At 71.9% G+C, this 22,217-nt stretch carries 23 protein-coding genes; 14 read left to right on the forward strand and 9 right to left on the reverse strand.

The genetic code is table 11. The features are described 5' to 3' along the window. Window positions 1-389 precede the first annotated feature (389 nt). Window positions 390-3,107 (reverse strand): pyruvate, phosphate dikinase, encoded by a 2,718-nt coding sequence (ppdK, locus tag AB8735_RS13735; RefSeq protein ID WP_344018254.1) that lies wholly within the window; start codon window positions 3,105-3,107, stop codon window positions 390-392. 398 nt (window positions 3,108-3,505) lie between these two features. On the opposite strand from ppdK, the gene AB8735_RS13740 reads away from it, so the two are divergent. After that, entirely contained in the window at window positions 3,506-3,865 is a 360-nt protein-coding gene (locus AB8735_RS13740; protein WP_344018256.1) for a zinc ribbon domain-containing protein YjdM, read from the forward strand. A gap of 65 nt (window positions 3,866-3,930) precedes the next feature. On the opposite strand, the gene dusB is transcribed toward AB8735_RS13740, so the two are convergent. Both dusB and AB8735_RS13750 read right to left on the reverse strand, forming a co-directional pair. Next, on the reverse strand, window positions 3,931-5,064 hold the full coding sequence (dusB, locus tag AB8735_RS13745; protein ID WP_372407576.1) for a tRNA dihydrouridine synthase DusB: 1,134 nt from the start codon (window positions 5,062-5,064) through the stop codon (window positions 3,931-3,933). Window positions 5,065-5,136: 72 nt separating this feature from the next. Beyond that, on the reverse strand, window positions 5,137-6,021 hold the full coding sequence (locus AB8735_RS13750; protein WP_372411840.1) for a helix-turn-helix transcriptional regulator: 885 nt from the start codon (window positions 6,019-6,021) through the stop codon (window positions 5,137-5,139). 110 nt (window positions 6,022-6,131) lie between these two features. Between AB8735_RS13750 and AB8735_RS13755 the strand changes: the two genes are divergently transcribed. The 8 genes from AB8735_RS13755 (at window position 6,132) to AB8735_RS13790 (ending at window position 12,471) form a co-directional block, all read left to right on the forward strand. Beyond that, window positions 6,132-7,562 carry an MFS transporter gene (locus AB8735_RS13755; protein WP_372407577.1) on the forward strand — a complete coding sequence of 477 codons (1,431 nt, stop codon included), beginning with the start codon at window positions 6,132-6,134 and terminating at the stop codon, window positions 7,560-7,562. A gap of 102 nt (window positions 7,563-7,664) precedes the next feature. Continuing rightward, window positions 7,665-8,669, forward strand: a complete 1,005-nt coding sequence (locus AB8735_RS13760) for an aldo/keto reductase (RefSeq protein ID WP_372407578.1) — start codon at window positions 7,665-7,667, stop codon at window positions 8,667-8,669. Between the two features lie 90 nt (window positions 8,670-8,759). Continuing rightward, window positions 8,760-9,350 carry a TetR family transcriptional regulator gene (locus tag AB8735_RS13765; RefSeq protein ID WP_372407580.1) on the forward strand — a complete coding sequence of 197 codons (591 nt, stop codon included), beginning with the start codon at window positions 8,760-8,762 and terminating at the stop codon, window positions 9,348-9,350. 116 nt (window positions 9,351-9,466) lie between these two features. Continuing rightward, window positions 9,467-9,775, forward strand: a complete 309-nt coding sequence (locus tag AB8735_RS13770) for an SAV_915 family protein (protein WP_344018269.1) — start codon at window positions 9,467-9,469, stop codon at window positions 9,773-9,775. Beyond that, window positions 9,768-10,073 carry a DUF6317 family protein gene (locus AB8735_RS13775; protein WP_344018271.1) on the forward strand — a complete coding sequence of 102 codons (306 nt, stop codon included), beginning with the start codon at window positions 9,768-9,770 and terminating at the stop codon, window positions 10,071-10,073. The genes AB8735_RS13770 and AB8735_RS13775 overlap by 8 nt, the downstream gene beginning before the upstream one ends. Further along, window positions 10,070-11,341 (forward strand): hypothetical protein, encoded by a 1,272-nt coding sequence (locus AB8735_RS13780; protein WP_372407584.1) that lies wholly within the window; start codon window positions 10,070-10,072, stop codon window positions 11,339-11,341. Before AB8735_RS13775 ends, AB8735_RS13780 begins: the two co-directional genes overlap by 4 nt. Before the next feature lie 28 nt (window positions 11,342-11,369). Next, entirely contained in the window at window positions 11,370-11,906 is a 537-nt protein-coding gene (locus tag AB8735_RS13785; protein ID WP_372407585.1) for a hypothetical protein, read from the forward strand. Between the two features lie 55 nt (window positions 11,907-11,961). After that, the gene (locus AB8735_RS13790; protein ID WP_372407587.1) at window positions 11,962-12,471 is read left to right on the forward strand and encodes a hypothetical protein; all 510 of its coding nucleotides are present in this window, start codon (window positions 11,962-11,964) and stop codon (window positions 12,469-12,471) included. A 13-nt stretch (window positions 12,472-12,484) separates the two neighbouring features. Here the strand turns inward: AB8735_RS13790 and AB8735_RS13795 are convergent, their stop codons facing one another. After that, window positions 12,485-13,126: a response regulator gene (locus tag AB8735_RS13795; protein ID WP_372407589.1), complete on the reverse strand. Its 642-nt coding sequence runs from the start codon at window positions 13,124-13,126 to the stop codon at window positions 12,485-12,487. Then, a complete protein-coding gene (locus tag AB8735_RS13800; protein ID WP_372407590.1) occupies window positions 13,114-14,334 on the reverse strand; it encodes a sensor histidine kinase in 1,221 nt (406 codons plus the stop codon). The genes AB8735_RS13795 and AB8735_RS13800 overlap by 13 nt, the downstream gene beginning before the upstream one ends. Window positions 14,335-14,498: 164 nt before the next feature. Between AB8735_RS13800 and AB8735_RS13805 the strand changes: the two genes are divergently transcribed. After that, complete coding sequence (locus tag AB8735_RS13805) at window positions 14,499-14,963, forward strand: hypothetical protein (protein ID WP_372407591.1); 465 nt, start codon at window positions 14,499-14,501, stop codon at window positions 14,961-14,963. Between the two features lie 45 nt (window positions 14,964-15,008). On the opposite strand, the gene AB8735_RS13810 is transcribed toward AB8735_RS13805, so the two are convergent. Both AB8735_RS13810 and AB8735_RS13815 read right to left on the reverse strand, forming a co-directional pair. Beyond that, the gene (locus tag AB8735_RS13810; protein WP_372407594.1) at window positions 15,009-15,752 is read right to left on the reverse strand and encodes a class I SAM-dependent methyltransferase; all 744 of its coding nucleotides are present in this window, start codon (window positions 15,750-15,752) and stop codon (window positions 15,009-15,011) included. 97 nt (window positions 15,753-15,849) lie between these two features. Next, the gene (locus AB8735_RS13815) at window positions 15,850-16,548 is read right to left on the reverse strand and encodes a TetR/AcrR family transcriptional regulator (protein ID WP_372407596.1); all 699 of its coding nucleotides are present in this window, start codon (window positions 16,546-16,548) and stop codon (window positions 15,850-15,852) included. A gap of 105 nt (window positions 16,549-16,653) precedes the next feature. Here AB8735_RS13815 and AB8735_RS13820 point away from each other — a divergent pair, with 105 nt between their 5' ends. Continuing rightward, entirely contained in the window at window positions 16,654-17,865 is a 1,212-nt protein-coding gene (locus AB8735_RS13820; protein WP_372407598.1) for an FAD-dependent monooxygenase, read from the forward strand. Further along, a complete protein-coding gene (locus AB8735_RS13825) occupies window positions 17,862-18,152 on the forward strand; it encodes a hypothetical protein (protein WP_372407599.1) in 291 nt (96 codons plus the stop codon). The genes AB8735_RS13820 and AB8735_RS13825 overlap by 4 nt, the downstream gene beginning before the upstream one ends. 196 nt (window positions 18,153-18,348) lie before the next feature. On the opposite strand, the gene AB8735_RS13830 is transcribed toward AB8735_RS13825, so the two are convergent. Then, window positions 18,349-19,056 (reverse strand): NAD(P)H-binding protein, encoded by a 708-nt coding sequence (locus AB8735_RS13830; RefSeq protein ID WP_344018294.1) that lies wholly within the window; start codon window positions 19,054-19,056, stop codon window positions 18,349-18,351. A gap of 117 nt (window positions 19,057-19,173) precedes the next feature. Here AB8735_RS13830 and AB8735_RS13835 point away from each other — a divergent pair, with 117 nt between their 5' ends. Next, the gene (locus tag AB8735_RS13835; RefSeq protein ID WP_372407601.1) at window positions 19,174-19,890 is read left to right on the forward strand and encodes a TetR/AcrR family transcriptional regulator; all 717 of its coding nucleotides are present in this window, start codon (window positions 19,174-19,176) and stop codon (window positions 19,888-19,890) included. Window positions 19,891-20,242: 352 nt separating this feature from the next. Continuing rightward, complete coding sequence (locus tag AB8735_RS13840) at window positions 20,243-20,623, forward strand: Uma2 family endonuclease (protein ID WP_372411841.1); 381 nt, start codon at window positions 20,243-20,245, stop codon at window positions 20,621-20,623. Window positions 20,624-20,683: 60 nt separating this feature from the next. Here the strand turns inward: AB8735_RS13840 and AB8735_RS13845 are convergent, their stop codons facing one another. After that, window positions 20,684-22,066 carry a glycine--tRNA ligase gene (locus AB8735_RS13845; protein WP_344018300.1) on the reverse strand — a complete coding sequence of 461 codons (1,383 nt, stop codon included), beginning with the start codon at window positions 22,064-22,066 and terminating at the stop codon, window positions 20,684-20,686. Window positions 22,067-22,217: the final 151 nt, after the last annotated feature.

Below are 22,217 nucleotides of genomic sequence, written 5' to 3' on the forward strand. Positions count from 1 at the left end.
GAGCGAAAAAGCGGCCGCTGAGTATGCGAGTTGCCGCCCGAGCCGATGCGGGCGGCAACAACTCCCGGTGGGGGAGTAAAGAGGGGCGGCGCTCCCGCACGGGCGCCGCCCCTCCGCCATGCGGAGGGCCGGACCGGGTGTCCCCGGGGTGCCCGGAACGTTACGCGCAGGTTACCCGTGCGACGTTCCGTGGGCGGGCGTTCCGCAGGGCAGGGGCGCCCCGTGCCCCATGACGCGCACGACCACATGACGCGCAAGGCCATATGACGCGCACGGCCATGGAAGGGTCGGCACGGGACGGCCGCCCGGACCCGGACGACGGCCGCACCCCGCGCCGGGAAACCCGGGCGGGGTGTCCGCTGCCGCCGGCCGGGAGCCGGTGTGCGGGGTCAGCGGGTGTCGCTGCTCCCCTTGCCCAGCGCGGCGGCGCGCCCCGCCTCCAGCCGCGCCACGGGGATGCGGAACGGGGAGCAGGAGACGTAGTCCAGGCCCACCTCGTGGAAGAAGTGCACCGAGTCCGGGTCGCCGCCGTGCTCGCCGCAGACGCCGAGCTTGAGGTCCGGGCGGGTGGCCCGGCCGGCCTCGGCGGCCGCGCGGACGAGCGAGCCGACGCCGTCCCGGTCGATCGTCTCGAACGGGCTGACGCCGAAGATCCCCTTCTCCAGGTAGGCGGTGAAGAAGCTGGCCTCCACGTCGTCCCGGGAGAAGCCCCACACGGTCTGGGTGAGGTCGTTGGTGCCGAAGGAGAAGAACTCCGCGGCCTCGGCGATCTGGGCGGCGGTCAGGGCGGCGCGCGGCAGCTCGATCATCGTGCCCAGCGTCAGCCTGAGGTCCGTGCCCGTGGCGGCCTCGACCTCGGCGATGACGCGCTCGGCCTCCTCGCGGACGATCTCCAGCTCCTGGACCGTGCCCACCAGCGGGATCATGATCTCGGCGCGCGGGTCGCCCTTGGCGTTCCGCCGCTCGGCCGCGGCCTCGGCGATCGCCCGGACCTGCATGGCGAACAGACCGGGGATGACGAGCCCGAGGCGGACGCCGCGCAGACCCAGCATCGGGTTCTGCTCGTGCAGCTTGTGCACGGCCTGGAGCAGACGCAGGTCGTTCTCGTGCGGCTCGTGGCGGGCCTCGGCGAGGGCGACGCGCACCGAGAGGTCGGTGATGTCGGGCAGGAACTCGTGCAGCGGCGGGTCGAGCAGCCGGACGGTGACCGGGAGCCCGTCCATGGCCTCGAAGAGCTCGACGAAGTCGGCCTTCTGGAGCGGCATCAGGGTGTCGAGGGCCTGCTGGCGCTCGTCGTCGGTGTGCGCCAGGATGAGCCGCTCGACCATCTCGCGCCGCTCGCCGAGGAACATGTGCTCGGTGCGGCACAGGCCGATGCCCTGGGCGCCGAACCGGCGGGCGCGCGACGCGTCCTCGGCGTTGTCGGCGTTGGCCCGCACCCGCAGCCGGCGCATGCGGTCCGCGTAGGCCATCATCCGGTGCACGGCCTGGACGAGCCCGTCGGCGTCGTCGGCGCCCGCGTGCATCCGGCCCTCGAAGTACTCGACGACCGGGGACGGGACGACCGGGACCTCGCCGCGGTAGACCTTGCCGGAGGAGCCGTCGATGGAGACGACGTCGCCCTCCTCGATCACCACGCCGCCCGGGGCGGTCAACCGCCGCCGCTTGGTGTCGACTTCGAGCTCCTCGGCGCCGCAGACGCAGGTCTTGCCCATGCCGCGGGCGACGACGGCCGCGTGCGAGGTCTTGCCGCCGCGCGAGGTCAGGATGCCCTCGGCGGCGATCATGCCGTTGAGGTCGTCGGGGTTGGTCTCGCGGCGGATCAGGATGACCTTCTCGCCCGAACGCGACCACTTGACGGCGGTGTACGAGTCGAAGACCGCCTTGCCCACGGCCGCGCCCGGCGAGGCGGCGATGCCCCGGCCCAGCAGATCGGTCTTCGCCTTCTCGTCGAAGCGCGGGAACATCAGCTGCGCCAGCTGGTTGCCGGTGACGCGCGACAGCGCCTCGGCCTCGGTGATCAGGCCTTGGTCCACCAGCTGCGTGGCGATGCGGAACGCGGCGCCGGCGGTGCGCTTGCCGACGCGGGTCTGGAGCATCCACAACTTGCCGCGCTCGATGGTGAATTCGATGTCGCACAGGTCGCGGTAGTGCGTCTCCAGCGTCTCCATGATCTGCATCAGCTGGTCGTAGGACGCCTTGTCGAGCTGCTCCAGCTCGGCGAGCTGCATGGTGTTGCGGATGCCCGCGACGACATCCTCGCCCTGCGCGTTCTGCAGGTAGTCGCCGTAGACGCCCTGGTGGCCGCTGGCCGGGTCACGGGTGAAGGCGACGCCGGTGCCGGAGTCGGGGCCGAGGTTGCCGAAGACCATGGAGCAGATGTTGACGGCCGTGCCCAGGTCGCCGGGGATGCGCTCCTGGCGGCGGTAGAGCTTGGCGCGCTCGCCGTTCCACGAGTCGAAGACCGCCCTTATGGCCAGGTCCATCTGCTCGCGGGGGTCCTGCGGGAAGTCCCGGCCGGTCTCCTTGGCGACGATGTCCTTGAACTCCCCGACCAGCGTGCGCAGATCGGCCGCGTCGAGCTCGACGTCGGTGGCGACCCCCTTGGCCCGCTTGGCCTCCTCCAGCGCCTCCTCGAAGAGCTCGCCGTCGACGCCCAGCACCGTCTTGCCGAACATCTGGATGAGGCGGCGGTAGGAGTCCCAGGCGAACCGCTCGTCCCCGGCCTGCGTGGCCAGACCGGCCACCGAGTCGTCGGAGAGGCCGATATTGAGGACGGTGTCCATCATGCCCGGCATGGAGAACTTGGCGCCCGAGCGGACCGAGACCAGCAGCGGGTCGTCGGCCTGGCCGAGCTTCTTGCCCATCCGGGCCTCCAGCGCGTCGAGGTGCGCGGTGACCTCGTCACGCAGTGCCGGGGGCTCCTGGCCGCCGGCCAGGTAGACCTTGCACGCCTCGGTCGTGATGGTGAACCCGGGCGGGACGGGAAGCCCCAGGTTGGTCATCTCGGCGAGGTTGGCACCCTTTCCGCCGAGCAGGTCCTTGAGGTCCTTGTTGCCCTCGGTGAAGTCGTAGACGAACTTCTGGCGATCTTCGGATACCGGCACGGGACTCGACTCCTTCGTTGGGGCCTCCCGGACGACGGTGGGGAGGGCTGCCCTGACGGCGGGGAGCGTACCCAGATCGAAGGCGTCTGAGGAGGTCTGCTCCACCGACTTGAGGCCACGACCGCCCCTCTGCCAATAGATCGAAAGTTTCTACCCCGTCGAGGTTTACGGTGAGAACCGTTCACATCTTGAACGTGATCTCACGGAAAACATCCGAGGCATCACAGGGTGTCGAGGAATCCCACCCTCCGCCATCATCTTGTGAAGCATTACCGGGTGGCACCCAGTGCCACCCTTTGGAAGGTACACACCCCCGCCGAACGCTCATCTGAGCGTGACCCCTATCAGAGGTGGCGAGAATCACGCGAACGGCGGATCTCGCAAAGTACACTTTTCGGGTGAACGAGAACCTGCCTCCCTGCCCCGCGTGCTCCGGCGCCTACACCTACGAAATGGGCGCCCTGCTCGTCTGTCCCGAGTGCGGACACGAGTGGTCCCCCGCGTCCGGCGCACCCGCCGGTGAGTCCTCCGACGAGGGCGGGGTGATCAAGGATGCGGTCGGCAATGTCCTCGCCGACGGCGACACCGTGACGGTGGTCAAGTCCCTGAAGGTCAAGGGCCACCCGACCGGCATCAAGGCGGGCACCAAGGTGCGCAACATCCGTCTGGTGGACGCCGTGGACGGCCATGACATCGACTGCAAGGTCGACGGCTTCGGCGCCATGAAGCTCAAGTCGAGCGTCGTCAAGAAGGTCTGACGCGCTCAAGGACCATTAACGGCCCGGGACTTGACGTCCCGGGCCGTTCGCCGTCCACCGGCGGTTCAGCCGCCCGAGGTGTCCAGCTCCGCCTCGGCGCCCACGACCGCGCGGTCGTAGGGGTCGTCCAGCCAGCCGTCCGGCAGGACCACCCGGTTGCGGCCCGAGGTGCGGCCGCGCGGGCCGTCCGCGCCCGCCGGCCAGGGCTGGTCCAGCTCCAGCCCGTCCAGCAGCTCCGCCAGCTCGGCCAGCGAGGAGGTGACCGCCAGCCGCTTGCGCAGCTCCGAGCCGATCGAGAAGCCCTTGGTGTACCAGGCGACGTGCTTGCGGAAGTCGATGACGCCGCGCTCCTCGCTCTCCAGCCACTCGCCGAGCAGCTCCGCGTGGCGCAGCATCACCTTCGCCACGTCGCGCAGGGCCGGGGTGGCCGCCGCGCGCGGCCCGTCCTCGTCGAAGGCGGCGACCAGGTCGCCGAACAGCCAGGGCCGGCCCAGGCAGCCGCGGCCCACCACGACGCCGTCGCAGCCGGTCTCGCGCATCATCCGCACGGCGTCGTCGGCCGACCAGATGTCGCCGTTCCCGAGCACCGGGATCTCCGGGACGGTCTCCTTGAGCCGGGCGATGGACTCCCAGTCGGCGGTCCCGCCGTAGTGCTGCGCGGCGGTGCGGCCGTGCAGGGCGATCGCGGTGACGCCCTCCTCGACGGCGATCCGGCCGGCGTCGAGGTAGGTGATGTGGCCGTCGTCGATGCCCTTGCGCATCTTCATCGTCACGGGCAGCGAACCGGCGTTGCCGACGGCCTCGCGCAGGATGGAGCGCAGCAGGTTGCGCTTGTACGGGAGGGCCGAGCCGCCGCCCTTGCGGGTGACCTTGGGGACGGGGCAGCCGAAGTTGAGGTCGATGTGGTCGGCGAGGTCCTCGTCCACGATCATGCGGACGGCGCGGCCGACGTAGTGCGGGTCGACGCCGTAGAGCTGGATCGAGCGCGGCTTCTCGGTGCCGTCGAAGTGGATCAGCCGCATGGTCTTGGCGTCCCGCTCGACCAGCGCCCGGGTGGTGATCATCTCGCTGACGAAGAGCCCCTTGCCCCCCGAGAACTCACGGCACAGGGTGCGGAAGGGCGCGTTCGTGATCCCGGCCATCGGGGCCAGGACCACCGGCGGCTGCACCGTGTGCGGGCCGATCTGGAGCTGCGTCATGGAGATTCCTCGCTGGTGGGTCTGCGACCGTCCATTGTCCCCCATCCGAGCGGTCGGCCGCCGCGGCCCGCGTCACGCCGGGGACGGGTACGAGGACGGGGACGGGGCCAGCGCCCTCAGCCGCTCGTGGGTCTCGTCGTCGACCGGGGTGAAGGTGAGCAGCCGGGTGCCGGGGCGGGGGCCGGTCCAGAGGTTGTTGAAGGTGAGCCGGAGGGTTCCGAGGCGGGGGTGGTGGAAGGTGCGTGGCCGGTTGGCGGCGGCGGGCGGGACGACCTCGTGCCGCGCCCACTGCTCACGGAACTCGGGCGAGGCGTCCTGGAGCCGCTTGAGCAGGCACTTCCAGGCCGGTTCGGCGAGATGCTCGGCCATGGCGGCACGGAACTTGGCGGCCATGGACTCCTTGGCGTCCTGCCAGTCCCGGGGGTCGCCGTAGCGGACCAGGCCGGTGTAGTGGATCCACAGGCAGTTGCGGTCCTCCGGGCGCAGCGCCGTGAGGTCGCAGATCAGCTCCTGGTACGCGGAGTTCCAGGCGAGGATGTCGTAGCGGGCGTTCTGGACGCAGGCGGGGAAGGGCTCCAGCTGTTCCAGCAGCAGGCGCAGCTCGGGCGGGACGCCGGCGGGCTCGGTGCCCGGCAGCGGGTCGGCGGTGCCGGCCAGCGCGAAGAGGTGGGAGCGCTCCGCGCGGTCGAGGAACAGGGCGCGCGCGACGGAGTCGAGGACCTGGGCGGAGACCTGGATGGGCCGGGCCTGTTCGAGCCACGTGTACCAGGTGACGCCGACGGAGGCGAGCTGGGCGACCTCCTCGCGGCGCAGCCCGGGGGTGCGCCGGCGGGGCCCGCGGACGAGCCCGGCCTGTTCGGGCGTGATGCGCTCGCGGCGACTGCGCAGGAAGGCGGCGAGCTCGCCGCGGCGCACGGCGTCGTCGGTGGCCGTGGCGGCGGGGCGCTCGGGGGCCATGGTCGTCATGTCTCCAGGGTGCGGGACGGGCGAGCCTGTTACCAGGTACTTCCTGTACCAGGATAAGAGCACTCTGGTACCCGGCTGAGCGCTCCGGCACCGTAGACGGCGTGAGCGAAACCCGAATACCCGCCCCCGTCGCCTCGTCCCCCGCCCGCCCCTCCCCCGTGCTCGGCCCCGCGGGCCTCTTCACCGTGCTGGTCGGCTCCGCGCTGCCGATGGTGGACTTCTTCATCGTCAACGTCGCCCTGCCGACCATCGACCACGATCTGCACGCCGGTCCCGCGCTGCTGGAGATGGTCGTCGGCGGCTACGGCGTGGCCTACGCCGTGCTGCTCGTCCTCGGCGGCCGGCTCGGCGACATGATCGGCCGGCGCCGGCTCTTCGTCTGGGGCACGGCCGCCTTCGGTCTGACCTCCGTGGCCTGCGGCCTGGCGCCGGACGCCTGGACGCTGGTCGCGGCGCGGGTCGCGCAGGGCGCCGCGTCCGCGCTGATGCTGCCGCAGGTGCTGGCGACGATCCAGGCGACGACCGAGGGGGCGCGGCGCGGCCGGGCGATGAGCCTGTACAGCGCCACGACGGGCGTGGCCAGCGCGTTCGGCCAGGTCCTCGGTGGCGTCCTGCTGGCGGCCGACGTCTGGGGCACGGGCTGGCGCTCGATCTTCCTCGTCAACGCACCCGTCACCCTGCTCGCGCTGCTCCTCGCCCGCTTCGTCCCCGAGACCCGCTCCGAGCACCCGCAGCGGGTGGACGGCCCGGGCACGGTGCTGCTGTCGCTGACGCTGATCGCTCTGCTGGTGCCGCTGTCCGAGGGCCGGTCGGCGGGGTGGCCGCTGTGGGCGTGGGTGCTGCTGGCGGTGTTCCCGTTCGCGGCGGTCGCTTTCGGACGGACCGAGGCGCGCGCCGAACGGGCCGGGCGGACCCCGCTGGTGCCGCCGTCGCTGCTGCGGATCCACTCGGTGCGCAGCGGGCTGGCGGTGCTGGTGTCGTTCGGTCTGGGCTGGGGCGGCTTCATGTTCATCATCGCGGTGGTGTTCCAGGAGGGGCTGCGGCTGGGGCCGCTGGACGCCGGGCTGGCGATGATCCCGCTGTCCGTCGCGTTCTTCACCGGCTCGCTGGTCGGGCCCCGGCTGGGTGCGCGGTACGGGCGGCGGGCGGTGACCGCGGGGGCGCTGCTCCAGGCGGCCGGGATCGCCGGGCTGGCGCTGACCTTCCACTGGGGCTGGAACTCGCTGGGCCCCTGGGGCACGGCGCCGGCGCTGGTCCTCCTGGGCCTGGGCCAGGGGCTGCTGCTGCCGCTGACGCTGCGGATCGTGCTGAGCGAGGTGCCGGTGGCGCAGGCGGGCGTCGGGGGCGGGGTGATGGTCACCACCCAGCAGTCCTTCATGGCGCTGGGGGTGGCGGTGCTGGGCTCGCTGTTCCTGTCGCTGTCGGCGTCCCTGGGGATGCGGGACGCGCTGATGGTGACGCTCGGGGTGCATCTGGTGACTGTGGCGGCGAACGTGGTGCTGAGCATGCGCCTGCCGCGGGCGCTGCGCTGAGGGCACGAGACCGGGGGATGGAATGACAGATATTGAAATCTGTCATTCCATGCGCCACTCTCGATGGCGTACCCCGTCGAACCCCGCCCCCAAGGAGTTCCCGTGCTGAACCGCACTCTCGGCACCACCGGCCCCCAGGTCTCCGCCCTCGGCCTCGGCTGCATGGGCATGTCCGCCCTCTACGGCGACGCCGACCGGGCCGAGTCGATCGCCACGATCCACGCCGCCCTCGACGCGGGCGTCACCCTGCTCGACACCGGCGACTTCTACGCCATGGGCCACAACGAGCTGCTGATCGGCGAGGCGCTGCGCACCGCTCCGGCCGCCCACCGCGAAAAGGCGCTCACCAGCGTCAAGTTCGGCGCCCTGCGCGACCCCGACGGCGGCTGGTCCGGCTACGACGGCCGCCCCGCCGCGGTGAAGAACTTCGCCGCCTACTCGCTCCAGCGCCTGGGCGTCGACCACATCGACGTCTACCGCATCGCCCGCCTCGACCCCGACGTCCCCGTCGAGGAGACGATCGGCGCCATCGCCGAGCTCGTCCGGGCCGGCCACGTCCGCCACATCGGCCTCTCCGAGGTGGGCGCGGACACCCTGCGCCGGGCCGCCGCGGTCGCCCCGATCTCCGACCTCCAGATCGAGTACTCCCTCGTCTCGCGCGGCATCGAGGCCGACATCCTGCCCACGGCCCGTGAACTGGGCATCGGCGTCACGGCGTACGGCGTCCTGTCCCGCGGCCTGATCAGCGGCCACTTCGCCCGCGACCGGCAGCTGGCCGCGAACGACTTCCGCGGCATGAGCCCGCGCTTCCAGGGCGAGAACCTCCAGCGCAACCTCGACCTGGTCGACGCGCTGCGCAAGGTCGCCGAGGAGCGGGGCGCGACCGTCGCGCAGACGGCCATCGCCTGGGTCCTCACTCAGGGCGACGACATCGTCCCCCTCGTCGGCGCCCGCACCCGCGAGCGCCTCACGGAGTCCCTCGGCGCCCTGGACGTCACGCTGACCGCCGAGGACCTGGCCGCCATCGAGGCCGCGGTCCCGGCCGGCGCGGCGGCGGGCGACCGCTACCCGGCCGGGCAGATGGCGCACCTGGACAGCGAGCGCTGACCCGGCGGCCGCGGCCGTGCCCGGCGGCGCGGCCGGGTACGGTCGTCCGACAGGCCCGACCCGGGCCCGACCGAAAGGACCCGCACCCCGATGCCGCCCGAGCCCCTGACCCCGGAACGCATCCTCGAAGCCACCGAGGACGTCCTGCGCCGCTTCGGCCCGGCCAAGGCGACCGTCGTCGACGTCGCCCGCGCCCTCGGCGTCAGCCACGGCAGCGTCTACCGCCACTTCGGCAGCAAGGCCGCCCTGCGCGAGGCGGTCACCGACCGCTGGCTCGACCAGTCGCACACCGAACTGTCCGCCGTCGCGGACTCCGAGGGCCCGGCGGCCCCCCGCCTCCGCGCCTGGCTCACCGCCCTCTTCGCCGCGAAGCGCCGCAAGGCGGGCGACGACCCGGAGCTGTTCGCGACGTACATGGTCCTGGCCGGCGAGAACAGCGGCACGGTGGAGCGGCACATCGCGACGATGATCGGCCAGATCGCCGGCATCGTCGAAAGCGGCGTCCGCCGGGGCGAGTTCGCGCCCGTGGCCGACCCGTCCGCGACGGCCCGCGCGGTCTGGGACGCGACGAACCGCTTCCACGACCCGGCGTACGCGGCGGAGTGGGGGCAGGAGGGGATCGAGGCGGCGTTCGGGACGGTGTGCGACCTGGTGCTGCGGGGGCTGTCGACGTCCCCCTGACGGAACCTTGACACTTCCGCCACTGTGACATCGGCCAAATCCCTGGACCCATGCCGCAGCAGCTTCCTAGGCTGACCCCCTGTCCAAATTCAGCTGCTCGGCAGGAGTGTTGTCCCTTGACCTCCCCCACCCTCGACGACGGCCTCGTCGTCCTCGCCCCCGCGCGACCCAGACCCGCCGACGGCTGGCAGCGCACCGAGGACGCCGTCGAGTTCGAGACCTGGCACACGGCCCAAGGGACCGTCTGCAGCCTGGCGTTCACCTCCTCCGAGCGGCTCGCCGCCTGCCTCGGCCCCGACCAGCCGTGGGTGGCGCTGCCGCTCGGCCCCCTGCGCCATCTGCTCGGCGAGGCGGGTGTCTCCGACATCGTGGTCGACCCGCCCTCCGCGCCGCCCCGCGAGGAAGGGGAGGCCACGCATGGCTGACAAGCTCAAGGCCACCGTGGAGCACATCGACGACGCGGGCCGCGGCTTCCACCGCGAGGCCCTGCACCTGGGCGAGTTCAAGCACCTGGCCTCCCCGCCGACCCCCGGCGTCGGCGACGCCGCGCTGAGCGGAGCCCTGTCCCAGCTCAGCGACGCGTTCGGCATCGCGCACGAGCTGCTGACCAAACTCGTGGACACCCACGGGAGCAACCTCCGCGCCGCGGCGACCGATTACCACGACCAGGACATCGACACCGACAAGGTGTTCAAGGACCTGATGGGCAGGGCGGCGAAGTGATCGACGACGACATCGCCGGTCTGAAGAAGGTCGCCACCGACTACACCTCGGCCACCGAGAAGTACGACACCTCGTCCAAGGTCCTCAACAAGAAGGTCGACGGCGTCGTCCACGAGGCGGGTTGGAGCGGCGAGGGCGCCACGGCCTTCCAGACGGTGTGGGCCCACGACGGCACGGTCGGCGCCGCCATGTCGGAGGCCATGTCGCAGGTCTCGGACGTCATCGGCGTCCTCACCGAGGAACTGGACGCCGCCAAGCGCGACTTGGGCGACGCCCAGGACAAGGCCCGCGCGGCGGGCCTCACCCTGGACAGCCAGGGCGGGGCCACGGGCAAGGCCGACCAGCAGACGGCGCTGGACGCGTGGCAGAGCGGGCGGGACGCGGCGCTGAAGAGGGCGCAGGACGCGCGGGAGCTGGCGACGGGGAGCCTCAACTCCGTCCTCGACCAAATGCTGGGCAAGGGCGACCCGAACCAGCTCAACGGCGCGGACGTCTGCACCCTCTCCGAGGTGATGCGGGGCCTTTACACCACTCCTGCCGCGCTCACCCAGGAGAGCGCGAAGAAGCTGGAAGCGCTCAAACAAGAGGTCAAGGACCTCAAACGCGGTCACAACAAGCTCCCCAAGGGCAGCGACGCGTGGAACGAGCGTCTGCAGGAGCGCCGCGCGGCCCGTGCCGAGCTCAGTAAGCAGCGCCTTCGGACCGCTTCCGTCGAGGGATGGGAGAGCAGGACCAAGGGCAGCGGCCCCGCGCGGACCACCATCGGCGAGATCGCGGAGGACTACCGCGTCAGGGGTGCCGGACCGCTGAACAAGCTGGGGGCAGCCAGTACGGCGCTCACCGGAGCCATGGTCGGCCTCCAGATGTACGACGACCACAGGACGCGAGGCTGGTCGTACCAGGAGGCGTTCGCGCGGGACGCGACCCCGGCGGCGGCGGGAATGGCGGCGGGTGCCTGGGCCGAGGGAGCGATCATCGGCGCCTCGGCTTCCAACCCCATGATCGCCGTGGGTGTGGTGGGCGGTGTCGCCCTCGGCTACGGCGTGGGAACCTTCGGCTACGAACTCACCCATAACGCCCACTGGGGCAGCAACATTCACAAGTACGGCGTCGTCAGCGGTATCGGGCACAGCCTCGCCGACGCCGGGACGGCATGGGTGGACAACGACCTGGTGGCGATGAGGGACAAGACGGTGGAAACCGCGAAGCATGTGGGCAGCGGTATCAAGAACGGCGCCAAGAAAGTCTGGCATGGCATCTTCGGCTAGCAAGCGACGTACCGGGAACCCATCGACCGTGCGCGGGACATCAGGCGCGGCGGTGCGGTTCGGTGGCGTCCTGCTCGTCCTGGCCGGGTTGGTGCTCGGCGTGTTCGGAGCCGGCATCTCAAGTCACGCGTCGGGAGCACTCGGAACGCGCGGAACCTTCACGGTCGAGCAGTGCGAGCACCTGTCGACGACGCAGCGCGGCGGCGGGCGCGGCGCGGACAGCGTCCACTGCTCGGGCACCTTCCGCCCCTCGGGCAGCGGTGAGGCGAGAAAAGGCCTCGACATCGACCGTGACTACGAGACGGGCCGGAGCGTCACCGCTTCCTGTGACTTCCTCGGTGTGTGCTACAAGATCGACCGCGTGAACGCGTGCGGCTGGTTCGCCGGTCTCCTGGCCGCACTGTTGCTGATGTGCCTGGGCGGGCCAGGGATCATCCACGGTGCCGCATGGCGGACGGAGCGGTACAAGCGGAGCCGGACGATCCAACGACGGCTGGCCAGGGGGCTCTTCTGGTCGGCCCTCGGCTTCTTCCTGGTGTACGTGGTGCTGCGCGTCGCCCTATGAACACCCCACGTCCAGCAGCCGGTCCAGCGGTTCGCCGTTACCTCCGAGGGCGGGCATGACCAAAAAGAAACGTCCCCGCAGACACCAGCGGCCGCCCCTGCTCCCCCACTCCGTACCCGGGATCGGCACCACCTGGGTGGCCCGGGGCCTGCCCTACTGGTGGCGCAGGTGCAGACTGGCCCTGTTCTGGCTGTTCTTGACGGCCTTGACCGGCGTCATGGCGGCTGGCTTCCTCTGGGGCATGGCCGAGGAGAGCACGCTCGTCCTGGCCATCGCCCTCGTCCTGTACACCCCGGCATGCGCCGGTGCGGTGTGCGTGGCGGTCAACGGCATCCGGGAGGCCGACGGGAAGGACGCGTTCTGGGAACCGAAGAGCCGAGCGTTGAAGACGACCGCGATCGCGCTGGGCAGCGTCGCGGCCGTGGCGCTGGCCCTCCTCGGCGCCTTCGAAGTCGCCATCGCGCTCCCCCTCTTCTGTTTCGCCTTCCCCAACCTCCTCCGCAGCCTGGCCCGCCACTCCCCCGGTGAGCGCGAAGCGCGCCGCTACTGGGCGGGTCCCGACTGAACAGCGCTCCCCCCTACACCCCCAGGAACCGCAACACCGCCAGCACCCGCCGATGATCCCCCTCCGCCTTCGGCAGATCCAGCTTCGCCAGGATGTTGTTGATGTGCTTCGCCACCGCGCTCTCGCTCACCACCAGCCGCTCCGCGATCCCCGCGTTCGACCGGCCGCCCGCCATCAGCTCCAGCACCTCGCGCTCCCGCGGCGTCAGCCGGTCCAGCGGGTCGCTGTGGCGGCGCAGCAGCAGCTGCGAGACGACCTGCGGGTCCAGGGCCGTGCCGCCGGCCGCCACCCGCCGCAGTACGTCCACGAACTCCTCGACGTCCGCGACGCGTTGCTTGAGCAGATAGCCGACGCCCCGTGTGTCCCCGGTCAGCAGGTCCGCCGCGTACCGTTCCTCCACGTACTGCGACAGCAGCAGCACCGCCGTGTCCGGCCACTGCGCGCGGACGACGAGCGCGGCGCGGACGCCCTCGTCGGTGAAGCCCGGCGGCATGCGGACGTCGGACACCACGATCCCGGGGCGGTGCTCCTCCACCGCCGCGAGCAGCGCCTCCGCGTCGCCCACCTCCGCGACCACCTCGAATCCCGCCATTTCGAGGACCTTCACCAGGCCCACCCTCAGCAGGACGGAATCCTCGGCGATCACGGCGCGCACGGCAGCTCCACAGTCACAACGGTCGGGCCCCCGACGGGGCTGCTGATCGAGAACGTGCCGTCGACCGACGCGACCCGCTTGGCCAGGCCCGCCAGGCCCGTACCGCCGGCCGCGTCCGCCCCGCCCACGCCGTCGTCGGAGACGACGACCAGCAGTATCCCCCCGAAGCGTTCGACGGTGACCTCCGCCCCCGACGCCTGCGCGTGCTTGACGACGTTGGCGAGCGCCTCGGAGACGACGAAGTAGGCGACGGCCTCGATCGCGGGCGCGGGCCGCGAGGTGAGGTCCACGCGGACGTGCACGGGCAGCGGGGCGCGCTCGGCGAGGCCGGAGAGGGCCGCGTCCAGCCCCCGGTCCTCCAGGACGGCCGGGTGCAGCCCGCGCACCAGGTCGCTCAGCTCCTGGATCGCGGCCTTCGCCTCGCGGTGCGCCTCGTCGATGACGCGCCGCGCGTCCTCCGGCAGATCGGTCATCGTCGCCTTGGCCAGGCCCAGGTTGACCGCCAGCGACACCAGCCGCTGCTGCGCGCCGTCGTGCAGGTCCCGCTCGATGCGCCGCCGTTCGGCGTCCGCCGCGTCGACGACGCCGGCCCGGCTCTCGGTGACCTCCGCCACCCGCCGCGCCAACTGCTCGGCGCGGCTGGGGCCGAGGCGGGGCAGCGCGGCGCCGAGGTCGAGCCGGGCCAGGGCCTTCGTCAGCCACGCGGCCCCGTACAGGCCCGCGACACCGGCCGCCGCGAAGTACGCCGCCTGCGTCGTGTAGCCGAACTGCGCCAGCCGGACCTCGGGGGGCAGCGCCCAGATCCACACGTACACCGACGCGGCGACCGCCGACGCGGCCCAGAGGAGCAGCGTCAGCGCGCCCGCCAGCGCGATCAGCGGTCCGACGACCAGGTGGTACATCACCTGCCGCCAGAACCACTCCGAACTCACCAGCGCGGTGAGGCTCACCGGCCGGGCCCGGTGCGGAATCGCCACGTCCAGCCAGCGCCGGAAGCGCACCCGCTGGACGGCCGTCAGCACCGGCGCCGCCGCGGCCAGCGCGGCGAGCGGCAGGAGGACGGCGGCGAGGACACTCAGCACCTCGGTGGGCCCGCCGGGCAGCCAGGGCACCGCGATCAGGAGGAGGGTGGCGAGCTGGAGCAGGATCCCGGAAGTCAGGAAGCCGAGCGGCCGGTGCAGACCGGCGAAGGGGCGAAGCAGGAACATGCGGAGAACGGTAGTTTCCGCGGCGCGTGCCGGACCATGCCGCTGCCGCCCGAGTCGGGGGTATAGCCAGTGCCACCCCGGGACGGACCCCAGTGCCAGTGATTTCCCCTCCTCCGCGGGCCATCGTGGAACCGTCCCTTCCACCGGTCCCGAGGAGCCTCCCGATGCGCGCCCTGGAACTTCCGTGCCCCGAGGCCCCCGCCCCGAAGCCGCTCGCCGAGGTCATCCCCCTGTTCCCGGCAGGACTCCCGGCAGAACTCCCGGCGGCACCCCGCCCCTCGCACCGCCGTCACCTCCTGCCCGGCTGCGCCCTGACCGCCGCCGGACTCGCCCTCCTCCCCTGGCTGTTGTTCCTGGCGACGGTGTGGCGGGAGGCGGCGGTCTGGATCGGCCTGGACGCGCTGGAGGCCCTCGCCCTGATCACCACGGGCGTCCTCACCCTGCGCCGGGACACCCGCCGCGTCCCCGCCGCCGCGGCGACGGCGGCCCTGCTGGTGCTGGACGCCTGGTTCGACGCGATGACGGCGGCACCGGGGGCGGACCTCGTCCGGGCACTGATCACGGCGGGGGCACTGGAACTGCCGCTGGCGGCGGTGTGCACGGCGCTGGCCGTCCGTACACCTCGCTAGCCCCAGAGGAGTCAGACCCGCCCCGCGGTCATCGCACAGCCCGCTTCACCCCGTCTCCGCCTCCGGCGCCCGCGCGGTCACCACCCGCACAGGCGGATACACCAGGGCACTGCGCCCGGAGCGCCTGACGTCGACGAGGCCCGCGCGCCGCGCCTCGGCCTCGTACTCCTCGGTCCTGGCGATATCCACGATCAACAGCCGCCCGGAGGGCCGCAGTACACGGGCCGCCTCCCGGATCACCCGGGCGCGCCGCTCCGCCTCCGGGAGGTTGTGGATGGCGAGGGAGGCGGTCACCAGGTCGAAGGGCCGGTCGGGGAAGGGGAGTTCGGCCATGTCGCCGTCGACCAGCGTGAGCCGGTCCGTCACGCCCAGGGCCCGCGCGTTGCGCAGACAGGAGGCGCGGTTGCTCCCCCACTGATCCTGGGTCCGCCAGACGTCGATGCCGGTGCCCCTGCCCTCGGGGAGCCGGCCGAGGGCGCCCAGCAGCATCAGACCACTGCCGCAGCCGAGGTCCAGGACGCTCTCGTCCCCGCGGAGCCCCAGGCCGTCCAGCAGCCGGTCCCGCAGCCTGATCTTCCCGGAGAACGAGGAGGCGGCCATGGCGGCCGCGGTGAATCCCCCGAGGGCCAGGGGCAGGGCGCCCGCCCACGCCAGGGGGGCGTTCCGGACCGCGACCCCTCGTGCGACACACGCCGCGCCGACGGCGGCGACGGCGCCCGACGCCGCGACGACGGGCGGTGCGTCGAGTCCGTAGTCCGGCCGCTGCGGGGTCGCGCCTTGTCCGTCCACGTGCCCTCCCGTCGTCCACTTCGCGTCAACTCACCGCGCTCGAACGGCGATTGACACCGGAGACCCCACACCCTACCCGACGGCCGAGGACGCGGACTCAGCCCGCCCGCCGCGCGATCAGCGCCTCCAGGCCGTCGAGGATCCGCTCCAGACCGAAGGCCAACGCCTGGTCCCGGGCGTGGGGTTCGGCCGCCGAGGCCATCGCGGACAGCACGGACGGATAGCCGTCGCCGTGCTCCCGGAGCACCTCGCCGAGCGCCGCCACGATCTGGGCCTCCGGCCCCTCCGCCCCGGCCGCCCGCGCCTGGACGGCGATGCCGCGGACATGTCCGGCCAACAGGGCTACCGCGTCGAGACGTTCGGCGCCCGTGAGCCCCGTGCCGTCCAGGGCGGTGAGGGCCCGTTCCATCCAGGCCAGCTCGTTCGGGCCCATCAGACGGGGGCCGACCATCGCCTCCAGCAGCCAGGGGTGGCGCGCGAGGACCTCGGCGAGGGCGTGGGACCAGACGGTCAGACGGGCGCGCCAGTCGCCGGCCGGGGGCTCCGCCGGAGCAGGGAGCGCCGCCTCCACCATCAGCGCGACCAGTTCCGCCCGTCCCGGGACGTAGCGGTACAGCGACATCTTCGTCTTGCCGAGCCGCTCCGCGACCCGCTGCATGGACAGCGCCGGGAGGCCCTCCGCATCCGCGACCGCCACGCCCGCGCGGGCGATCCCGTCGAGACTGAGGGCCGGCTTGGGGCCCCGTCTGGGCTGTGGGTGAGGACCCCACAGCAACCGCATCAGCTCGCCCGCCACAGATCCTCCCCTTGCCGGGCCCAGAAACTGCGTCTACCGTACACAACAAGAAACAGCGTCCACGGGACGCAATTAATGGGGAGCGGATCGATGGGGAGTGGATTCATGGGCAAGAAGGTCCTGATCTCGGGCGCGAGCATCGCCGGTCCCGCGCTGGCGTACTGGCTCGGCCGCCACGGCTTCGACGTGACCGTCGTCGAACTGGCCCCGCGCCTGCGGGAAGGCGGACAGGCCGTCGACTTCCGCGGCACCACGCACCTGACGGTGCTGGAGCGCATGGGCGTGCTCGACGACCTCAGGCGGATCCGGACCGGCGGAAGCCCCATGACCTTCGTCGACGAGCGGGGCAGGACCCGGCTGCACCTGCCCGCCGACTTCGCCGGCGGCGACATCGAGGTGCTGCGCGGCGACCTCGCCCGCGTCCTGTACGAACACAGCCTGCCGTACGCCGACTACGTCTTCGGCGACTCCGTCACCGAGCTGCGGCAGGACGCCGACGCCGTACGCGTCCGCTTCCGCAGCGGCCGGACCGACACCTTCGACCTCGTCGTCGGCGCGGACGGACTGCACTCCAACGTCCGCCGCCTCGCCTTCGGCCCCGAGGAGCGGTACGTCCGCCACCTCGGCCACTACGCCGCCGTCTGGAGCCTGCCCAACTACCCCGGGATCGGCCTCGACGAGGGATCCGTGGGCGTCAACACGCCCGGCCGCTTCGCCTCCGTCGGCACCGACCACCGGAACCCGGACACCGCCCGCGCCTTCTTCGTCTTCGCCGCCGACCGCCTGGCCTACGACCGCCACGACCCGGAGCAGCAGAAGGCGATCGTCACCGAAGCCTTCGCCGGAGTCGGCTGGGACGTGCCCCGCCTCCTCGCCACCCTCGACGACGCGGACGACCTCTACTTCGACTCCATCAGCCGCGCCGACGTCCCCTCCTGGGCCGACGGCCGCGTCGCCCTCGTCGGCGACGCCGCCTGCGGCGCCACCATCGGCGGCATGGGCACCGGTACGGGCATCGTCGCCGCGTACGTCCTCGCCGGCGAACTCGCGGCGGCGAACGGCGACCACACCACCGCCTTCGCCCGCTACGAACGCCTCCTGCGCCCTTACGCCCAGGGCTGCCAGAAGGGCGCCGCGGGCACATTCCTCGCCCCCGGCCGACTCGGCCTCCCCCTCCGCAACCGGCTGCTCAGCCGCCCCCGGATCCTCAACTGGATGCTGGAGCAGGGCAAGAAGGCGACCAGCCTCGAACTGCCCGACTACCGGCTGCCGGAGGCCGCCGCGGCCGACGGAGCGTTCCGGGAGATGTACGCGTGACCACGCAGCTCGCCTCGCGGCCGCGCGAGTGGCCGTCCATGCTCCCCATCGCCGACGACGACCAGGTCCCCTGCCGGCGCCGCGATCTCCCGCATCCCCGCGTGGCCGGCCTCGACGGCCATGAAGACGGCGCGTCGGCCGATCTCCTCGGCCTCGGCGGCGAGTTGGGCCTCGACGGGCGAGGCGAGGGCGACGAGGACGCCTCCGGGACGGGGCGTGCGCAGGGAGCGCGGGCCGTGCCGATCACGTACACCCCGCGCGCCTCGGCGATCCGGACGGCGAGGTGACCGGCCCCGCCGGGCCGGTGGCCGGCCCGGCAGCGGCCAGACCGCGCCCGGCGGCTGCCGGAGACCACCGACCTGCCGGTGGAACGGGCCGCCGCCCGGGCCGGGTCCGGCACGGCGACCTCCTTCCGCCGGCACCTGACGGCGGACAGCGGGGTGTCCCCGACGGCCTGTCGCCGTACGTTCGCGGCGGCGGCCGTCAGTACCCGATCGTGAAGCGCCGCTGCACGAAACGCGGCAGCTCGGCCTCGTCGATCAGGGCTACCGCGGCGTCCTCCGCCGAGACGCGGCTGCGGCCCTCCGCGTCGCGGACCGCCTGGTCGCCGCCGATGCGGAAGCGGCCGGTGCGCTCGCCGGGGGCGATCTCCTCGGCGGGGCTGAAGTACGTCCAGAGGCGGTTCGAGGTGCGGTAGACGTCCAGGCCGTCGCGGGCGCCGCGCGCGGCCGCGGCGTAGGCGCGGGGCAGCCCGAGGGCGTCGAGGGTCGCGTGTACGCGCTCCTCCGCGTCGGCGAGCACCAGCCCGGGCTCGATCTCCAGGCTGCCCGCACCGCCGATCACGATGAGGCGGGTCCGCGGGTGGCTCTCCAGCGCCTTCAGCAGGGCGCGGGCCGCGGTGGAGTGGACCGAGGGATCGGCGATCGAGCGCCGGACGGTGTCCTCGAAGTCCCGTGCGGCGTTGCCGGGTTGGTAGGCGCTGATCAGGACGTCCAGGCCGGGCAGGACGGCGGCGACGCTCGCCGCGTCGAGGACGTCGACGCTCGCCCAGGTGACGTTCTCCCGCGTTTCGTCGGCCCGCGGCCGCGACGCGTCACGGCTGAACGCCCTGATGTGGTGGCCCCGTTCGAGCGCCTCGGTGACGATGCGGCTGCCGATGGTCCCCGCGGCCCCGATGACTCCGATGTGCATGGCTCTCCCCTGTGCATGCGGATATGACGACGCAAGAGATCCTCACGCCGTGCGAAAACTATACGGCGTGAAGTTTCTGCACAGCTACCCATTACGGTGACGCTGTAGAGTTACGGGGTGGCAGGTACAGCGAGCAGGGGACGGCGCGAGCGCCTCCGGGCCGAGACGACGGCCGAAATCAAGGACGTGGCGCTGGAGTTGATGGCCTCGGGCGGGCCGGGCGCGATCACACTGCGGGCCATCGCCCGCGAGATGGGCATGACGGCCAACGCGATCTACGGCTATTTCGCGACCCGCGACGACCTGGTCACGGCGCTCGTCAACGACGTGTACGGCGAGCTGGCCGACGCGCTGGACACCGCCGGGGCGAAGGCCCCCGCCAACGACCCGGCGGCCCGGATCCGGTCCTGGGCCGGCACCTTCCGGGCCTGGGCCCTGGACAACCCCGAGGGCTTCCGCCTGATCTACGGCGACCCCGTCCCCGGCTACGAGGCCCCCACCGGAGGCGCCGCCCCGGAGGCCGCACGCCGGGCCTGCCTGAGCGTCACGGCCCTGGCGGCCGCCGCCTGGCCGCACGCCGAACGCCTGCACAAGGGCAGCGAGTTCACCTGGTCGGACTTCGACCCCGACCTCGTCGAAAAGATCCGCCCGGCCTTCCCCGACCTCCCGCCCGCCGCCGTCGCCCTGGCCCTGCGCCTCTGGGCCCGCCTGCACGGCCTGGTGTCCCTGGAGGTCTACGGCCACCTGCACACCCAGACGACCGACCCGGACAAGCTCTTCCGGGAGGAAGTGGCGCAGCTGGTGCGGTCGTTGGGCATCCCGCCGCTGAGCTGACGCAACCACCGGCGCACCCCCAGGCCACCCGAGCGGGTGATACACCCCGTTTCCGGCCGACTGTCAGCGAGGGTCACTACGGTGTGTACCGCCATGCTCACTCGGCCAAGGAGGCGCATCATGGCAGTCATGGTGGACATTCCGCGCGAGGCGCTCCAGCCGATAGACGACGAAGAGCCGAGCTTCGAGAAGTTGTGCCGCGACCTGGAGCGGGCCAACGACACCCTGCCCGACGGCTACCGGGCGGAAATCATCGGGGGGAAGATCGTCATGTCGCCGTGGCCCAAGGGCCGCTACAACCGGATCCTCGATGCCCTTCAGGACCAGCTGATGCCCCACACGCCGGAAGGTCATCGCGCCCGGACGACACCAAACCTCTTCGTGTTCCCCCCCGCCGGAGAGGGGCTACGGTCCGGATCTCCACGTCGCGGACACCGCCGTCACCGACGCCGTCGAAGGGATCCTCCTGCCGGGCTCCGCCCTGTCCCTCGTCGCCGAGCAGACATCGGCCTCGACACGGCTCGTCGACCTCACCGACAAAGCGGACGTCTACGGCAGGGGCGGAGTGCCGGTGCACGTCCTGATCGACATGACGCAGGGCATCGTCACCGTGCACTCGGAGCCGACCCCCGACAACGGCTACCGGGCGAAGACCTGGGTCAAGTTCGGCGAGAAGATCCGCATCCCCGCGCCCTTCGACTTCGAGCTCGACACCGCCGGCTGGCAGGTCTGAGAAAGCCCGGAGGCCCGGGTCCCTCGGGGGACCCGGGCCTCCGGAAGAGGTCGAAAAACCTCAGCAGCCGATCAGGCGCCCCGCCAGGTAGCCCTCGATCTGGTCGAGCGACACCCGCTCCTGCTTCATCGTGTCGCGCTCGCGCACGGTGACCGCGTTGTCGTCGAGCGTGTCGAAGTCCACCGTGACGCAGAACGGCGTGCCGATCTCGTCCTGGCGGCGGTAGCGGCGGCCGATGGCGCCGGCGTCGTCGAAGTCGATGTTCCAGTGCTTGCGCAGGTCCGCCGCGAGGCCCTTGGCCTTGGGGGAGAGCTGCGGGTTGCGGGACAGCGGCAGGACGGCGACCTTGACCGGGGCCAGGCGCGGGTCGAGGCGCATGACGGTGCGCTTCTCCATGACGCCCTTGGCGTTGGGGGCCTCGTCCTCGTTGTACGCGTCGAGCATGAACGCGAGCATGGCGCGGTTCAGACCGGCCGCGGGCTCGATGACGTACGGGAACCAGCGCTCGCCGGCCTCCTGGTCGAAGAACGACAGGTCCTGGCCGGACGCGGCGGAGTGCGCCTTGAGGTCGTAGTCGGTGCGGTTGGCGACGCCCTCCAGCTCCGAGTACTCGGTGCCGCCGAAGTTGAAGCGGTACTCGATGTCAACGGTGCGCTTGGAGTAGTGGGAGAGCTTCTCCGCGGCGTGCTCGTACCACCGCATGTTCTCCTCGCGCATGCCGAGGCCGGTGTACCAGTTCCAGCGCTGCTCCATCCAGTACTCGTGCCACTGCTCGTCCTCGCCCGGCTTGACGAAGAACTCCATCTCCATCTGCTCGAACTCGCGGGTGCGGAAGATGAAGTTGCCCGGCGTGATCTCGTTCCGGAAGGACTTGCCGGTCTGGGCGATGCCGAACGGCGGCTTGCGGCGCGAGGTCTGCTGGACCTGGGCGAAGTTGGTGAAGATGCCCTGCGCGGTCTCGGGGCGCAGGTAGGACACCGCACCGCTGTCCTGGGTCGGGCCGAGGTGCGTGGAGAGCAGGCCGGAGAACTGCTTGGGCTCGGTGAAGCCGCCCTTGTTGCCGCAGTGCGGGCAGTTGAGGTCGGCGAGGCCGTTCTCGGGGAGCTTGCCGTGCTTGGCCTCGTACGCCTCCTCCAGGTGGTCGGCGCGGAAGCGCTTGTGGCAGGAGGTGCACTCGGTGAGCGGGTCGGTGAAGGTGGCGACGTGACCGGACGCCTCCCAGACCTCACGGGCCAGGATCACCGACGAGTCGAGGCCGACCACGTCGTCGCGCGAGGTGACCATGGAGCGCCACCACTGGCGCTTGATGTTCTCCTTGAGCTCGACGCCCAGCGGCCCGTAGTCCCAGGCGGCACGCTGGCCGCCATAGATCTCACTGCACGGGTAGACGAAGCCACGGCGCTTGCTCAGGCTGACGATGGTGTCGATCTTGTCGGCGGCCACGGTGCTCTCTTCATTGCGACGACGGACAGCGAATGCTTCAGGTTACCGGCGCGACACCCCCCCTCATCAAATCGGTGCCGGTCCTTGGCCGGGACCGCTCCCTCCCGCTCCCCTCCCCACCCCCCTTGTTGACAATCGTTTCCACTTTTGT

Source organism: Streptomyces luteireticuli, from assembly GCF_041519305.1.
In the GTDB taxonomy this organism is placed as follows: Bacteria; Actinomycetota; Actinomycetes; order Streptomycetales; family Streptomycetaceae; genus Streptomyces; species Streptomyces luteireticuli.

Excerpts from the sequence above, each read along its gene's own strand:
- AB8735_RS13750 (WP_372411840.1), bottom strand. The coding sequence starts at position 6,021 with ATGGCCCCCGAGCGCCCCGCCGCCACGGCCACCGACGACGCCGTGCGC.
- AB8735_RS13805 (WP_372407591.1), top strand. The coding sequence starts at position 14,499 with ATGCGCGCCCTGGAACTTCCGTGCCCCGAGGCCCCCGCCCCGAAGCCG.
- AB8735_RS13775 (WP_344018271.1), top strand. The coding sequence starts at position 9,768 with ATGGCTGACAAGCTCAAGGCCACCGTGGAGCACATCGACGACGCGGGC.
- AB8735_RS13800 (WP_372407590.1), bottom strand. The coding sequence starts at position 14,334 with ATGTTCCTGCTTCGCCCCTTCGCCGGTCTGCACCGGCCGCTCGGCTTC.
- AB8735_RS13820 (WP_372407598.1), top strand. The coding sequence starts at position 16,654 with ATGGGCAAGAAGGTCCTGATCTCGGGCGCGAGCATCGCCGGTCCCGCG.
- AB8735_RS13830 (WP_344018294.1), bottom strand. The coding sequence starts at position 19,056 with ATGCACATCGGAGTCATCGGGGCCGCGGGGACCATCGGCAGCCGCATC.
- AB8735_RS13765 (WP_372407580.1), top strand. The coding sequence starts at position 8,760 with ATGCCGCCCGAGCCCCTGACCCCGGAACGCATCCTCGAAGCCACCGAG.
- AB8735_RS13790 (WP_372407587.1), top strand. The coding sequence starts at position 11,962 with ATGACCAAAAAGAAACGTCCCCGCAGACACCAGCGGCCGCCCCTGCTC.
- dusB (WP_372407576.1), bottom strand. The coding sequence starts at position 5,064 with ATGACGCAGCTCCAGATCGGCCCGCACACGGTGCAGCCGCCGGTGGTC.